14 protein-coding genes are annotated in these 14,923 nt (G+C 38.1%); 10 read left to right on the forward strand and 4 right to left on the reverse strand.

From position 1 onward, the window contains the following. The first annotated feature begins 9 nt into the window (after positions 1-9). Positions 10-1,305 carry a 2-oxoglutarate dehydrogenase complex dihydrolipoyllysine-residue succinyltransferase gene (gene odhB / locus ACXAE4_RS13045; RefSeq protein WP_014459542.1) on the forward strand — a complete coding sequence of 432 codons (1,296 nt, stop codon included), beginning with the start codon at positions 10-12 and terminating at the stop codon, positions 1,303-1,305. Positions 1,306-1,346: 41 nt separating this feature from the next. Here the strand turns inward: odhB and ACXAE4_RS13050 are convergent, their stop codons facing one another. Beyond that, the gene (locus tag ACXAE4_RS13050; protein WP_028412868.1) at positions 1,347-1,955 is read right to left on the reverse strand and encodes a TetR/AcrR family transcriptional regulator; all 609 of its coding nucleotides are present in this window, start codon (positions 1,953-1,955) and stop codon (positions 1,347-1,349) included. A gap of 193 nt (positions 1,956-2,148) precedes the next feature. Between ACXAE4_RS13050 and ACXAE4_RS13055 the strand changes: the two genes are divergently transcribed. The 8 genes from ACXAE4_RS13055 to ACXAE4_RS13090 all read left to right on the forward strand — a co-directional run bounded on the left by ACXAE4_RS13055 (position 2,149) and on the right by ACXAE4_RS13090 (position 10,289). Then, on the forward strand, positions 2,149-3,324 hold the full coding sequence (locus ACXAE4_RS13055) for a YhgE/Pip domain-containing protein (protein WP_475236163.1): 1,176 nt from the start codon (positions 2,149-2,151) through the stop codon (positions 3,322-3,324). Between the two features lie 35 nt (positions 3,325-3,359). Further along, positions 3,360-4,871 (forward strand): FAD-dependent monooxygenase, encoded by a 1,512-nt coding sequence (locus tag ACXAE4_RS13060; protein WP_289577954.1) that lies wholly within the window; start codon positions 3,360-3,362, stop codon positions 4,869-4,871. Between the two features lie 148 nt (positions 4,872-5,019). Next, positions 5,020-5,211 carry a hypothetical protein gene (locus ACXAE4_RS13065; protein ID WP_168760334.1) on the forward strand — a complete coding sequence of 64 codons (192 nt, stop codon included), beginning with the start codon at positions 5,020-5,022 and terminating at the stop codon, positions 5,209-5,211. A gap of 121 nt (positions 5,212-5,332) precedes the next feature. Next, positions 5,333-6,025, forward strand: a complete 693-nt coding sequence (locus tag ACXAE4_RS13070; protein ID WP_289578965.1) for a response regulator transcription factor — start codon at positions 5,333-5,335, stop codon at positions 6,023-6,025. Then, complete coding sequence (locus ACXAE4_RS13075; protein WP_034268979.1) at positions 6,022-7,491, forward strand: sensor histidine kinase; 1,470 nt, start codon at positions 6,022-6,024, stop codon at positions 7,489-7,491. The genes ACXAE4_RS13070 and ACXAE4_RS13075 overlap by 4 nt, the downstream gene beginning before the upstream one ends. 25 nt (positions 7,492-7,516) lie before the next feature. Further along, on the forward strand, positions 7,517-8,584 hold the full coding sequence (locus tag ACXAE4_RS13080; RefSeq protein ID WP_028412873.1) for a TolB family protein: 1,068 nt from the start codon (positions 7,517-7,519) through the stop codon (positions 8,582-8,584). 156 nt (positions 8,585-8,740) lie between these two features. Further along, positions 8,741-9,502 (forward strand): M15 family metallopeptidase, encoded by a 762-nt coding sequence (locus ACXAE4_RS13085; protein WP_049165243.1) that lies wholly within the window; start codon positions 8,741-8,743, stop codon positions 9,500-9,502. 115 nt (positions 9,503-9,617) lie between these two features. Further along, positions 9,618-10,289 carry a DUF421 domain-containing protein gene (locus tag ACXAE4_RS13090; protein ID WP_028412875.1) on the forward strand — a complete coding sequence of 224 codons (672 nt, stop codon included), beginning with the start codon at positions 9,618-9,620 and terminating at the stop codon, positions 10,287-10,289. 28 nt (positions 10,290-10,317) lie between these two features. Here the strand turns inward: ACXAE4_RS13090 and ACXAE4_RS13095 are convergent, their stop codons facing one another. From ACXAE4_RS13095 to corA, 3 genes are all read right to left on the reverse strand, one after another. Beyond that, complete coding sequence (locus ACXAE4_RS13095) at positions 10,318-11,052, reverse strand: polysaccharide deacetylase family protein (protein WP_099000462.1); 735 nt, start codon at positions 11,050-11,052, stop codon at positions 10,318-10,320. 83 nt (positions 11,053-11,135) lie between these two features. Next, complete coding sequence (locus ACXAE4_RS13100) at positions 11,136-12,413, reverse strand: polyamine aminopropyltransferase (protein WP_028412876.1); 1,278 nt, start codon at positions 12,411-12,413, stop codon at positions 11,136-11,138. 431 nt (positions 12,414-12,844) lie between these two features. Beyond that, positions 12,845-13,807: a magnesium/cobalt transporter CorA gene (gene corA / locus ACXAE4_RS13105; protein ID WP_028412877.1), complete on the reverse strand. Its 963-nt coding sequence runs from the start codon at positions 13,805-13,807 to the stop codon at positions 12,845-12,847. A gap of 130 nt (positions 13,808-13,937) precedes the next feature. Here corA and ACXAE4_RS13110 point away from each other — a divergent pair, with 130 nt between their 5' ends. Continuing rightward, positions 13,938-14,813, forward strand: a complete 876-nt coding sequence (locus ACXAE4_RS13110) for an STAS domain-containing protein (RefSeq protein ID WP_049165233.1) — start codon at positions 13,938-13,940, stop codon at positions 14,811-14,813. Positions 14,814-14,923: the final 110 nt, after the last annotated feature.

Genomic DNA, 14,923 nt, shown 5'->3' on the forward strand with positions numbered 1-14,923 from the left:
GAATGAATCATGGGAGAGATTAAAGTACCGGAATTAGCAGAATCAATTTCTGAAGGAACAGTTGCACAGTGGCTAAAACAAGTAGGAGATTTCGTTGAAAAAGGCGATTATATCGTTGAACTTGAAACAGATAAAGTTAACGTTGAAATTACAGCTGAAGACTCTGGTGTGCTAACAGAACTTCTTGCTGGCGAAGGCGACACAGTGCAAGTTGGTGAAACAATTGCACGTCTTGAAGCGAAAGAAGGAGCTTCAGCACCAGCAGCACCAAAAGCTGAAGAAAAACCAGCAGAAGAAGCACCAAAACAAGAAGCTGCTCCAGCTCAGCAAAAAACAGTTGAAGAAGTAGCGCCAGCAGCTGAAGCGCCTCAACAAGGAAATCAAAAACAATGGCTGATTGCTTCTCCTGCAGCTCGCAAAGCAGCAAGAGAACGTGGAATCAAGCTAGATCAAGTACCAACTACTGATCCTCTTGGCCGTGTGCGTAAACATGATATTGATTCATATGCAGATCAAAAATCAAATGAGCAAAAACAGCAGGCACAAGCAAGTAAGCCAGCTAACCCGGTATCTCCGTCTCCAGCGGCAAGTGAAAATAGCGACAAACCTGTTGAACGCGAACGTATGTCACGTCGTCGTCAAACAATTGCCAAACGTCTCGTTGAAGTTCAGCAAACAGCGGCTATGTTGACAACGTTTAACGAAGTAGACATGACGGCTGTTATGGCTCTTCGTAAACGACGCAAAGACAAATTCTTTGAACAGCACGACGTAAGACTTGGCTTTATGTCATTCTTCACAAAAGCAGTAGTAGCAGCACTTAAAAAATACCCATTATTAAATGCTGAAATTCAAGGCAACGAGTTATTAATTAAAAAATTCTACGATATTGGTATTGCTGTGTCAGCTCCAGACGGTCTTGTTGTTCCAGTTGTACGTGATGCTGACCGTAAAACATTCGCTGGTATCGAAGGATCTATCGTTGATTTAGCGAAAAAAGCGCGCGACAACAAATTAGCATTAAAAGATTTACAAGGTGGAACGTTCACAATTACAAACGGCGGTGTATTCGGTTCATTAATGTCTACACCAATTTTAAACGGGCCTCAAGTTGGTATTTTAGGAATGCACAAAGTTCAGCTTCGTCCGGTAGCAATTGATGAAGAGCGTATCGAAAATCGTCCGATGATGTACATTGCACTTTCTTACGATCACCGTATCGTTGACGGCAAAGAAGCCGTAAGCTTCCTAGCTACTGTTAAAGAACTATTAGAAGATCCAGAATCTTTATTACTAGAAGGTTAATAAAAAGAACCTGCTATTCTCCGAGAGAATAGCAGGTTCTTTTATGTTCGCTTAATGCCTGCAACATAAGCAGGACCCAAAAAAGTCATGCTAGCGAGTGTCAGAGCCATTTCTCTAGGTGACTGCTTCATATCTTGTTCTAGCCAGTGCTGAATGACGCCAAGATGGGCTGACGTTACATAAGACATTAAATGTTCAAGTGGAACAAGCGGAGGCGTTTTACTATCCATGAGCTCTAATTTTTCCAGTATATTGGTTTTCATAACTTCTTTAATTTTAAGATGAAAGCCAGGGTTGCCTTTTGGACCAAGCATAACCTGCATAAAACGCGCATTCTCTTGAATATATTCAAAAAGCGCAATAATAAACGGCAAAGGCTGTTCTTTCAAATTAGCAGATACAATCTCATTTGGATTTGCTTTTTTGATAAATTCTTTTATTTCTTGAATGACTTCATTTTCACTTTTTTCAAGCAAATCGTATTTGTCTTGGTAGTGTAAATAAAAAGTTCCTCGATTAATATCGGCTTTTTTCGTCAGATCTCTGACCGTTACGCCTTCAAATCCTTTCTCTTCCATTAATTCTGTTAAAGCATCTCGGATAAATTTCTTCGTTCGAATAATTCTACGATCTGTTTTTGAATTCCCCACAGTTTTTAAACACCTACTTTTTTCTTTAATAATGAACAGTTATGTGTTTTGTGTTAAGTAAGCGACATTCCCATGATTATTGCATATTGAGAATGCAGGTAAATTTATTATAATTTACATAGTGATCACTAATCAACAGCATGTACATTATCTCTCGGTCAACGTGTATATGCTTAAAGAAGGGAATATCTATATGAAATTAAGTAACCAAAAGCTTATATATCTTTCACCAATTATAGTGGTAGCAGTTATTTTCATTTTTACCCTAACGTTAATTCCTTCAGTAAGCCAAGCACCTAAGAATTTGCCAATCGCATTTGTAAATGCCGACGAAGGAATGACAGTTCCAGCAAAGGGTAAGGTAAATATAGGAGATCATATAAAACAAAATATGAAGAGTTCAAGCGCTGAACAGTCTTCGGTTAAATGGATTTTTGTATCAACTACTAAAGAAGTTGAAAAAGGGTTAAATAATCAAAAATACTACGGAGCGCTTATCATTCCAAAAGATTTCACCAAAAAACAGGTGACTCTTCAGACGGCTCAGCCTGAGGCACCTGCTATTAGATTGTTAGTGAATCAAGGAATGAATACAGCTGCTTCAACACTAGCCAGTCAGGTGCTAAACGGAGCAGTTGATCAGATGAATGAAAATATGCGCTTGCAGCTAGTGAAAAGATTTGAACAAAGCGGAACGCAACTAAGTGCAAACCAAGCATTAGCACTCGCTGTACCGATTCAAAAGACAGTGATAAACGTCAATAAAACAGGGACTCATAGTGTCAACGGAAATGCCCCCGTTTCATTATTTCAGCCGCTGTGGATGGCAAGCAGAGCAGGGGCAGCAGTTGTCTTCCTCAGCATCCACAAAATCACGTTTTCTTCTCGCAAAGAGAAAATTGTTAACCAAGTAGGGTTCGTAATCATTGGTGCTACACTTGCTTTAGCTGCAGGTTTCGGGCTAGCGTGGCTAGCTGAAGTAGTTGGAATAAGCGTTCCTTCATTTTTGGATACAGCACTATTCTTAGCTATTGCTTACTTCAGTTTTTTCACCTTGATATCAGCCGCACTTTCATGGTTAGGACTAAAGGGACTTCCGATTTTCGTTATTATTCTATTTTTTGGCGCACCGCTGCTTCCAATGGCCCCAGAAATTATGCCTGATTTTTATCGAGAGTGGATTTATCCATGGCTGCCAATGAGGTTTATGGTAGATGGCGTAAGAGAACTATTTTTCTTTGGAGAACATCTGACATGGAATCATTCTGTATCTGCTCTAGCTCTTATCTCTTTAATAAGTTTGTGTGCTCTGTTTGCTTCTGCTTTACCTGCATCTTCTGTAAAAAAAGAGAAGTCTCGCTCAATATAAAAGATACTGCAACTGAATGAGAAGGAGAGATAATGATGAAGCCACAAATCCTAATAGTTGGTGCCGGACCTACTGGCCTTGTGATGGCCTATAATTTAGCAAGACATAACATTTCTTTTCGAATTATTGATAGAAACGAAGGGCCTGGGCAAGCCTCCCGGGCAATGGCTATTTTACCGCGAACCCTTGAATTATATCAGCAGTTCGGTTTTGCAGATGAAGTCATAGACCGCGGGATTAAGATGGAAGATGTATACGTCCGAGTAAAGAATAAAATAAAAGCAAAAGTTCATCTAGGATCTTTAGGAGAAAGATTAAGTCCTTTTCCTTTTGTTCTTACATTTCCACAGGACGACCACGAGCGGTTTCTGCTTGAAAAATTAAAAAATCTTGGGATTGAAGTAGAATGGAAGACGGAGCTACTATCTCTAGCTGAACACGGAGAAGGGATAAAAACTTTATTAAAAGCCCAGCAAGAGGAAACCGCTTATTTTAAGTATATTTGTGGATGTGACGGAGCACACAGTACAGTTCGTAAACAAATGAATATAGAGTTTAAAGGAGAAAAATATAAACAGCATTTTTATGTGATGGATGTTCACGGCTCTGGTGAAGTGATGAAGGATCAAAAAATCAGTATTTCATTTAGCAATGAAGAATTTTTGATTTGTATGCCTGTTAGAAGTAAAGGAACGTATCGAATGATCGGCATTATCCCTTCAGCTCTTTTGGATCAAAACGATATAAAAGCTGAAAATATTCAAACTTTTCTTCAACAAACATTTGGTGCTGAGATTGAAAATATAAATTGGTTCTCAACATACAATATCCATCACAGAGTAGCAAGTCGTTTCCGACAAGGGCGTATTTTTCTAAGTGGAGATGCAGCCCATATTCATAGTCCTGCAGGCGGCCAAGGAATGAACACAGGAATTGGAGATGCAATCAACCTTTCATGGAAATTAGCAGCTGTCCTTCAACACAAAGCGGCACTTTCCATATTAGATACATACGAAGAAGAAAGGTTACCTTTTGCAGAGCTGCTTGTAAATACAACTGATCGCGCTTTTAAGCGAATGGTGGCAAGAGATAAAACGAGTCAATTTTTTAGAAAGCATATCTTTCCGCCTGTACTATCCTTTTTATTTCGCTTTCCTTATCCCCGTCACAAAGCATTTACAATTTTATCTCAAATCCGCATTAAATATCGAAATAGTAACCTAAGCAGCGGACAAGGGACAAACGTGCAAAGTGGTGATCGGTTACCTTATGTGGAAGGGAATTTTGAATCTTTACAGTCTTTAAACTGGCAAATACACGTCTATGGAACAGCAGCACAGAAGCTAAAAAAGAGCATGAGAGAAAAAGGCTTCTCTTTGCATGAGTTTTCTTGGAACCCCTATATGAAGAAAGCAGGGCTTCAAAAAGATGCACTGTATGTTATTAGACCGGACGGGTATATCGGTTTTATTAACAGCGAACAGCGTATAGAGCTTCTTTATCAATATTTGAATACTCATAAAATCCGTCCTTTTACAAATGAATAATAACGCTAATAAAAAGCTAAGACAACATGATTTTAGCTAAAAGAAAATTGGATTGATGAATCGAGACTCTTCAAGGAAAATCAACTTTATTCGGATTTTTTTATGGTCATGTAAACGTAGATTTCATCTATTTAGTTTACTCAAGCGGTTGATTGGAGGGCAAGGCGCAGACTCCTGCAGGAAAAGCAGAACAGGTGAGACCCCGCAGGAGCGCAAGCGACGAGAAGGCTCAGCGGCCGCCCGCGGAAAGCGAAGCCTTGCACGGAAATCAACCGCGGTGTCAAAAGCGCTCCATACTAAGCCTCTTTTATCTCATTTGTGCGTCTTTAGATTGAATTGATTTTGTTATGTCTCAATCTCTTTATTTTTGTTTACAATTTCGAAACAACTTGGAGATGTTTTTGCTAAAGCTGTTTGATAAGATAGACGAAGAGAAATATCAAATGAAAGTACGTGATACATTGAATAAAAGGGTTTTAGTAGTAGATGATGAAAAAAGTATTGCCACAGCGGTATCTTACGCTTTCAAGCGCGAAGGATATATTGTAGACACAGCATCTGACGGTGAAGAAGCACTTGAAAAAGTAAAAAGCTTTCGACCTGACGTAATGATATTAGATGTGATGATGCCAAAATTAACCGGCTATGAAGTATGCCGAAAACTTGAGAATCGAAGAGGAATGGGGATTATCTTGTTAACGGTTAAAAATGATATCGTCGATAAAGTTCTAGGTTTAGAGTTAGGCGCTGATGATTACATGACCAAGCCATTTGATGTAAGAGAACTTGTAGCTAGAGCTAAAGCACTTGTTCGGCGAATAGAAAAAAATGAAGCTCCTGAAGCTGTGGGAGAAATCACGGTGGGAAAAGTGAAAGTGAACTTAATTCAGCGCACGTTACATGTTGCCAATGAGTTAGTTAAGCTTACACCAAAGGAGTTTGATCTTATTGCTTTATTGCTTGCCAATTTAGAGAGAGTGTACACACGAGAAGATTTACTAGATCTTGTCTGGGGAATGGATTATGCAGGCGGTACACGTACGGTAGATATTCACATGCAGCGCCTTCGAAAAAAAGTAGGAGAAGCAGAGCCTTATTTGCTTCAAACGGTATACGGGGTTGGATATAAAGCGACTGCAGGGATCAATGAATGAAAATCAGCCTAAAAGCTAAGATGGGACTCGTTCTTGCTTTTTTAATTATTTTAACAGTAACCGTACTGAGCGTACTCGTATTAAAAGGAATTGAGACCAATCAGCGTGATCAGCTAGAAAGTGAACTTATTCAAAAAAGCAAAGCAGCGGAGCAAACGATTCATCAAAGTTATGTAACAGGTGACCCGTCTCTGAATACAGATTCCTTTCTTCAGCAAAAAGGACAGCGCCTTGCATCTTCAATTGCATCACAAAGCGGAATGCAAACAGTCCTATATAATCAAAAAGGACAGGAAGCAGGAAGCTCTATTCCCATCGGCCAAAAAGATGTGGATGTTTCTGATACGCTTAGCTATGCTTTGAAAGGAAAAATAGCCTATCAAATCTCGGGTTCTTCCCTTATTTACTTTGCACCTGTGTCAATCGAGAATCAATTTATTGGAGTCCTTCGTTTTGACCATTCCCTAAAAAATAATCAGCAGTTTATAGCTGACATTAGGCACTTATTTCGTATGGGGGGAACGATTGCAGCGGCAGCAGCTTTTTTAATTGGCTATGCTTATTTTTATCGCATTGCTTCTCTCATCGCTACGCTTCAAAAAACTTCACAGCAGATTCGAAAAGGCCATTATTTAACTCATGTGCCCTTCAAACGGCGCGATGAACTCGGAGAGCTCAGTCAAGGCTTGTTTTTTATGAGTACGTCGATTGAAAAAAACATCGATCAAATGAATAAAGAAAAAAGAAAGCTTGAGTTCGCCATTTCGAAACTGCAGTCTCTCGAACAGCAGCAAAAGCAGTTTATCGGTAACATCAGCCACGAATTTAAGACGCCTTTAACATCGATCAAAGCTTATGTTGACTTACTTGATATGTATCGAGATGATCCTCAGCTTATGGAAGACGGTGTGCAAAACATTCGTAAAGAAACGAATCGCCTCCATGAAATGGTGGATAAAATCTTAAAGCTTTCAGCACTTGAGAAATATGATTTCGAGCAGCGACCAGAGCAAGTTGAATTGAAACGGCTTCTAGAAGACATATGCGATCGTATGAAAGGAAAAGCTGCTAAATTTGATTTGACTCTTCATACAAATATAAAAGAAGCGGTTGTTTGGGCTGATCGCGAAAGCTTAATACACATTTTTATTAATTTAATTGACAATGCTATTAAATATAATGAACCCGGAGGAAAAGTGGAAGTAGCATCTTATACTTTAGAGAATTCTATCATTGTAGATGTAGCCAACACCGGAATAGGAATTCCACCCGAAGCAGAAGAGAAATTATTCCAACCATTTTTCACCGTAAATAAAGATCGGTCGCGTTTATCCGGAGGAACAGGTCTTGGCTTAGCATTAGCCAAAGATTTAACTGAAAAACAAAACGGTGTTATCAAGCTGCATCATTCTGACTCTACATGGACAACTTTTAAAGTGTCGTTTCCTTTAAAAAACGAGAACTGAGTTAGCTAAAAGGAGTGAACCGTTATTGAAACGGTATAGATTAATGATATATATCGCAAGCACTTTTCTTATTTTAGCATCATGCGGCCAAGGAGAAGGTCATAGAGAAACGGTTGAAAAACCAGACAAGAAAATTACTGTATTGGACCACGTAGATCAAGATGGAAAAATAGAAGTGAAAGACGTTCAAGATATTAACGGAGTAAGAGCGTTTCAATTTTTGAATGAAAACACAGTGATTGTTAGTCAAGAAAATAAACAATTTCGGTCGCACGATTTCGGTCCCAAAGAGGTATATGCGCAGAATTTAGCTACTTATAATCTAAAAAACAAGTCTACTTTTGTGTTGCATCCAAGCAATGAAATTCAACATGCGGCGAAGCTTTCTCCAAATGGCAAATATCTTTTTTATAAAGTTGCAAAAGGCGAAGATACATTTGGTTATATAATGAACGTTCAAACAAAAAAAACAGTTGAAATCAAGAATGTTCTTCTCTACCCATCAAGCGGAGAGTGGCTTAATAATTCAGAAGTAATGTTTATTACAATGGAAGGAAAGCTTTCTAAAGCAAATGTAAAAGGAAAAGCAGAACCTCTATTGCACAGAGACGATCGAATCTTAGATGCAGTTAAAGGGATAGGTGGCATTTATTATATTGGTGTAAACAACCAGCTTTTTTTTCTTCATAACGAACAGACGGACCCTGAAAAAATCCGAGATAATGTGGTTTCTATTATCCCGTCTCCAAATGGAAAGCAATTAGCGCTCGTTCAGCAAAAAGATGCCCAAACGAGAACGCTGTCTATCACAGATTTAAAAGGATCAGAGGCCTTTCAGCTTGCTCTGTCCACTCAAATTTTTGGTGTCAGCTGGTCTCCCGACGGTTCGAAATTAGCTTATAATTTTATTTCTGAAAAAGAGGGAGATAAAGGGATATTCATAGCAGATGGATTAACAGGAGATGTTACACACTTAAACGTAAATTTAGACTATGCCGCTGATCAGCTTGCCTGGAGTCAATCAGGAAATAAACTAGTTGCATCGAGCTTTACGCAAAATCAAGTTCATACGTATATTATCTTTTTGAAATAGACTGCTTAGGCAGTCTTTTTTTTACGCATACTAAACTTCTTTAAGAGTGTTTACAAGTTTGAAACAACTGAATAAAAGACAGAAACATTTATGTTTTATTCTTTCTTTACAGGCTTTTATAGCGTATCAAAAGCCATGTGAAAGGAGTAAGACATCATGAAATACTTTTTATTTATTTGTTCTTTAGCTTTTGCGCTGATGATAGCAGGGTGCGGCACAAGCAATTCTTCATCAAAGCCTGCCGGAGAATTCACAAAAAATGGACAGGCTCAAAAACTAGAAAGCTCATCAGCTTCTTCATCTTTAACGAAATCTAATGTAGACGAAACAGTGGTAATAGCCAATCCAGAATCGGTTACGACTTTAGTTAATAAGAAGCATCAGCTTCCTGAATCTTACCAGCCTTCCGATTTAGTCTATGCCGACGTTCCGTTTATCTTTAACGAAAAAATAGAAAAACGAATGCTTAGAAAGCCTGCGGCACAAGCGCTTGAAGAACTTTTTCGAGACGCGGAAAAAGAGGGGATCAGCTTACTTGGCGTATCTGGTTATCGATCTCACGAGCGGCAAAAAGAGCTTTTTGCATTTTACGCAAAACGAGACGGTGAAGAACAAGCACGCACTTATAGCGCCTACCCAGGAACGAGTGAACACGAAACGGGACTAGCAATCGATGTCACAGGAGGAAAGGGAATATGTGCTGCAGCAGACTGCTTTGCTGATACACTAGAAGCTCATTGGCTTTCAAAACATGCGTATCAATACGGATTCGTTATTCGATATCCTCAAGGTGAAGAAGAAGTTACCGGTTATAAATACGAACCATGGCACCTTAGATATGTAGGAAAAAAAGCAGCCGCATCCATTTTTAATCAATATATAACGTTAGAAACCTATGCAAGTAAGACAAAAGCTTAATCAAAAGTTCTATAGCTGGAAAACGAAGGAAAGAAAAATGAAAAGTCAGGTTTATCACTCTCACATATGATACAAACTGATACTATAACATGCTTGCTATAGAGGAAGGGTATCGATGTATAAAGATATTGCGATTGAACTGATATGTGGATTTTTAGCGCTATTTATTATGCTGAAGCTTTTAGGTAAGACACAGTTTGCTCAAATTACTCCGTTTGACTTTATTACAACGCTTGTCCTGGGAAATATTGTGGGGGATGCAGCTCTTGAAAAAGGAGTAGAATTAACTGAAATTCTTTATAGTGTTTTGATTTGGGGGCTTCTGATTTACGCAGTGACAAAGCTATCTCAAACCTTTACAGGATTTAGGGGAGTTCTTGAAGGCAAGCCTTCAATGATTATTTATAAAGGGAAAATTCATTATAAAGAGCTTAAGAAAAACAACTTGGATTTGAATCAGCTTCAGCATCTAATGAGACAGCAAGGGTATTTTTCACTGTATGAAGCAGAATATGTCATTTTAGAAACGAATGGAGAGGTGAGCGTCGCTCCTAAACATGAATTCGGCCCTCCGACGAAAAATGATTTAAACATCCCTTATTCTCAAACTAATTTACCTATTGCTTTAATCATGGATGGAAAAGTAGTGCCTGGCAATTTGAAAGAAGCAAACGTAGATGAAAAGTGGTTAAAAAAACAGCTGGCAATCAAGAAAATAAAGGAATACAGCGAAGTTTTTTATGCTGAATGGCAGCAAGAGCGAGGACTAGAAATAACAAAATTCTAAAAACCCTTTCCTTTTAAGGAAAGGGTTTTTAGCTTTCTTTTAATAGCTTAGCAAAATCCTCAATCGTTGTAGAATACGTGACGTACAGACGGGGAATAAGATAGTTTTCATTTTTTTGTCCACTTTCAGTAAAAAATTTTGGAATCGTTGAAAGACCAAATGTATAATTCTTTTTTGTTTCTTCGACTACGCGGCTATTGACCTTTCCGTAAGGGTAAGCAAGAGCAATAACGGGCTGGCTCGTGATGGCTTCAATTTTCAGCTTTGATTCAGCTAGCTCATAGGATAAATTTTTCGTCTTAGTTAAATCCGGATGAGTAGCGGTATGAGACTGAATAGAAAAAAATCCTGAATCAACAAATTTTTTTAGATCCGCTGGAGACAAACGGTTGGGACGGCCAATAAAATCTGAAATCACAAAAATTGTAGCCGCTGGATGAAACTGAGGGCTGGCTGCTCTTTGAAAAATAGGCAAGATAGTAAGATTATTTTTATATCCATCGTCAAATGTGATAAATATAGGCTTTTTTACACGCTTCAGCTCCTGCCATTTTTCAAATGTTAGCGGCGTATATCCTTGCTTTTTAAGATAAAGAAGCTGTTTCTCAAAATTTTCAGGTGTCACATACAGTTCTTTTTCCCCGTGGCCTGTGTAGGAATCAATAGAGTGGTAAATCAGTATAGGTACTTTCACTTGGCTAAAAGCGGGGGAAGGGAAAATAACAGTTAGCAATAAGATAACAAAAACCGAAATTTTTCTCATAACAATCCTTTCTAACGCGCAGTGATGACGAGACTATCTTAGTATGTCAAAAGAAAAGGAATGTATAAGCCAAGCTTTCTTTTTTACAAATATAAGCCTTCTTTTTTAAATATTTTATGCAGAACCAAGTGCTCAGCAGAGTTCACAACGGCAAACTGTTTTTTAGAAAGAGAATGAGGAGAAAAACGCATTAACTTAGTAAAGTCTGATGGCAGCGTAGTAGATGAAACATCAGTAGAGAGTATAGGGGCAGACAAAGATGTTTTCGAGCCGATGTGAAAACCCCAATCTCCAAAAGAGGGAATAATGGTGTGGTAGCTCAACGTATAAAACTGAGAAGCTTTCATCGTCTTATTAATGCTCCAAAAAACGATAGGTGTGTCTCTAGGAGAATTTGACTGACACACGACCAAGCCGCTGCGCGATAGTGAACGTTGGAGAAGTTCGTAAAATTCTTTTGTATAAAGAGCACTTATTTTTTTGTTAGTAGGATCTGGAAAGTCGACAATGATAATATCATAAAACGCTGAATTCAAAGAGAGGTAGTCAACAGCATCTTGAATATGAACGGTGACACGAGAATCTTCAAATGAGCGTTGATTTAACTTCTTTAATTCTTTTATATTCATCGCAGCATTTACAACGTCAGCATCTATTTCCACAAGGTCTATTTCTTTAACTTTCTTATATTTAAGGACTTCTCGTAAAGCTAAACCATCTCCACCGCCCAGAATAAGAATGCGGCGAGGACTTAAGGAAGCTGCAAAGATAGGGTGTACAAGAGCTTCATGGTACGCATGTTCATCCAATGAACTAAATTGCAGCTGTTCATCCAAATACATTCGAATATCAGATGCTTTAATCAGCTGAATATCTTGAATACTGTTTTTCTGATGAAACAAAATGTCATGCTGGCCTGATAAGATCTGCTGTAGACTAACGTGATCTGAGTCATCTCCACGATCGAGAAGACGAGTGCTTTCAGCATGCTGACGATTTTTTGTTGGCGTTTCGACGTGTTGAATTCCGCGAGAAATTGAATATACAACAGCTTTTTTTGAAGCTAATTGCTTCAGCAACGCATAACCAATTTCAATTATTTCTTTGTCTCCGCACGTATAAAAATCTAATGAAGCGTAGTTTTCCTCCGGCCAAGTATGAATAGACAAGTGAGAGGTAGCTAATACGAGAATGCCTGTAATGCCGTGGGGCGTAAACTGGTGAAAATAACAGTGCAAAACTTCCATCTCTGCATCTAGTGCAGCTTCAATAAGAATTTGCCTTAAAAGTGAGGGATCATTTAATATCACTTCATCGCATTCGAACGCATCCATTAGCAAGTGTTCGCCTTTAATATCCACTACTTCAGCCTCCTTTCTGAGCATTATTTTCACTATCTTATGAAATTTTTTAGAAAAAGGAAACGCAAGCACGTTAGTTTATAAATATTTTTGGGAAATAACTAGTTATCATCGCATAGAAAGGCGGTTGAGGCAAACATATTTTCGTTGAAGGAAGAGCCGAACAATGAATCCATACTCTTAGTAGAAATCGAAACCTTTCGAATTTTTTCATTGATAGGATGAACGTAGGCTTCATGTAGGCAGGATTTCTAGCGGTTGATTGGAGAGCAAGGCGAAGACTCCTGCAGGAAAAGCGGAACAGGGGAGACCCCACAGGAGCGTAAGCGACGAGGAGACTCATCGGCCGCCCGCGGAAATTGATAGCACTAGCTCACTTATCCAATTTATTCATCTTTACATTGGATTGATTTCGGTATGTCTCAATCTTTCTACTCTTTATCAGCATTAAACCAGCCTTTTCGCTTGAACCATAGAATTAAACCAAGCGTTATCAATCCCATGAAGCCAAGCACAAAGAAATAGCCATAGTGCCACTTTAGCTCAGGCATATTTTCAAAATTCATTCCGTATACGCCAACGATAAAGGTAAGGGGAATAAAGATAGATGAAATAACAGTCAGTGTCATCATAATTGAATTCATCCGGTTTGAATTAAGAGAAAGATAATTATCGCGCATATCAGACGTCATTTCCCGGTTTGATTCAATCATATCGGCTAATTTTAATAAGTGGTCATAGACATCTTTAAAATACCTTTTTTGTTCAGGATGAACATCTAAGCGTTCAGAATTTATAACACGGTACAATAAATCGCGCATAGGCAAAATGGTTCTTCTGATTTTTAGCAAATCACTTCGAAGTTTAAATACATCTTCCATTAAAACAGAGATGGATTTTTTTGCGTCTATGTTTTCTATATCATTCAGCTCATCTTCAATTTGATATACAGTGGGAAAATATTCATCTACCACTTTATCCATCACAGAATACGCAAGGTAGCTTATTCCTTTTTCTTGAATCGAAGGTGTATGAAGCAGCTTTTCCCATACTTTATCAATTGCAGCTGACGGGTGAAAATGAAAAGTAACCATATAATTATCGCCGATAAAAAGATCAACTTCTTCAGCTTCTAACGTTTGCCGATTTAACGAATGAAGGACAAAAAAACTGTATCCTTCATAATAATCGAGTTTTGGACGCTGCAGAAAATGAAAGCAATCTTCAATCGCTAACGGATGAAAGTGAAAGGATGATTGAAGCAGCAGCGCTTCTTCTTCAGAAGGGCAGTTAAAGTCAATCCAATAGTACTGAATAGAGGGGTCGTGAATCTGATCTAATTGTATATGTTTCACAAGTTTGTTATCGTTCATAAGAGCTAACGTTCGTATCATTTGAAAACTCCTTCGTGTTTTTATAGCCATTTTCAATGTAGCATAAAATCAATAAACTAAACGTATTTTTTTAAAAATTTTCTTTCTCCTCTTTTTATAAAACTAGTAAGGGGGAAAAAGTTGAATTATAATGATAGTAGTAGCTCGTATGGAAAGGGGAATTGTTTTGAATAAAAACGAAGCACTTCGAATGTTTTTCTTAAAACATGCAGATCAACTAACGGAAGAATGGTATGAAAGCCTTGAAGACAATGACCCAGAATCGGTTTATGCATCTACTCATCCGGAAGTCATTTCAGTATTAAAAGGTCAAAATAATGAATTTCATTTATACATAGCCGATGTATTTATAAAAAGTGAAAAAGAATTTTTTGATTCATTTGAAACGTGGATTTTAAAGATTGCGGAAGACGGAGAGCATGTAAGAACGCCTATTCATTATATTATTCGAGAATTTTTCCGAGTTAGAAAACAGTATTTAACATATTTAAATCAATTTGTAGAAGCGTATGACCAAGATATTACGCAAGAAGAACTAGACGAATGGAACGAATTGATTGTACGCGTGTTTGATATCACCGTTTATAAATTTGTTGAAGAGCACCATCAGCATTCAAGACGGTTGCTTGAAGCACACAAAGAGCTGATTAACGAACTGAGTTCCCCAGTTATTCCATTGAGCGATCATATTGCGATTCTTCCGCTTGTTGGGGATATCGACACAGCAAGAGCGCGACGAATTTTAGAGAATACGTTAACTCGCTGTGCTGAACAGCAAGTGAATCACCTTTATATTGATATTTCAGGAGTAGTTATTGTTGATACGATGGTTGCTCATCAGATTTTCCAGCTGATTGATGCCTTAAAATTAATAGGCGTAGAATCAACGATCTCTGGGGTACGTCCTGAAATCGCAATTACCGCTTCTCATTTAGGTTTATCGTTTGAAAATATATCAACAAAATCAACCCTTGCTAATGCAATGGCCTCACGTATGAGGAAATAAAGCGAACAAGAATTACTTTTAATTCTTGTTTTTTTTATTTCAATTCACACTTGACATATAGGTTAAAGAGGTATTATGATTTTACTAATTTAATAAATAAAAAGAGTTGT

This window comes from Priestia sp. ABM2_011 (genome assembly GCF_056158845.1).

Bases quoted from the DNA above. Each gene is read 5' to 3' on its own strand.
- odhB (WP_014459542.1), top strand. From the start codon at position 10: ATGGGAGAGATTAAAGTACCGGAATTAGCAGAATCAATTTCTGAAGGA.
- ACXAE4_RS13055 (WP_475236163.1), top strand. From the start codon at position 2,149: ATGAAATTAAGTAACCAAAAGCTTATATATCTTTCACCAATTATAGTG.
- ACXAE4_RS13060 (WP_289577954.1), top strand. From the start codon at position 3,360: ATGAAGCCACAAATCCTAATAGTTGGTGCCGGACCTACTGGCCTTGTG.
- ACXAE4_RS13075 (WP_034268979.1), top strand. From the start codon at position 6,022: ATGAAAATCAGCCTAAAAGCTAAGATGGGACTCGTTCTTGCTTTTTTA.
- ACXAE4_RS13085 (WP_049165243.1), top strand. From the start codon at position 8,741: ATGAAATACTTTTTATTTATTTGTTCTTTAGCTTTTGCGCTGATGATA.
- ACXAE4_RS13090 (WP_028412875.1), top strand. From the start codon at position 9,618: ATGTATAAAGATATTGCGATTGAACTGATATGTGGATTTTTAGCGCTA.
- ACXAE4_RS13095 (WP_099000462.1), bottom strand. From the start codon at position 11,052: ATGAGAAAAATTTCGGTTTTTGTTATCTTATTGCTAACTGTTATTTTC.
- corA (WP_028412877.1), bottom strand. From the start codon at position 13,807: ATGATACGAACGTTAGCTCTTATGAACGATAACAAACTTGTGAAACAT.
- ACXAE4_RS13110 (WP_049165233.1), top strand. From the start codon at position 13,938: ATGATAGTAGTAGCTCGTATGGAAAGGGGAATTGTTTTGAATAAAAAC.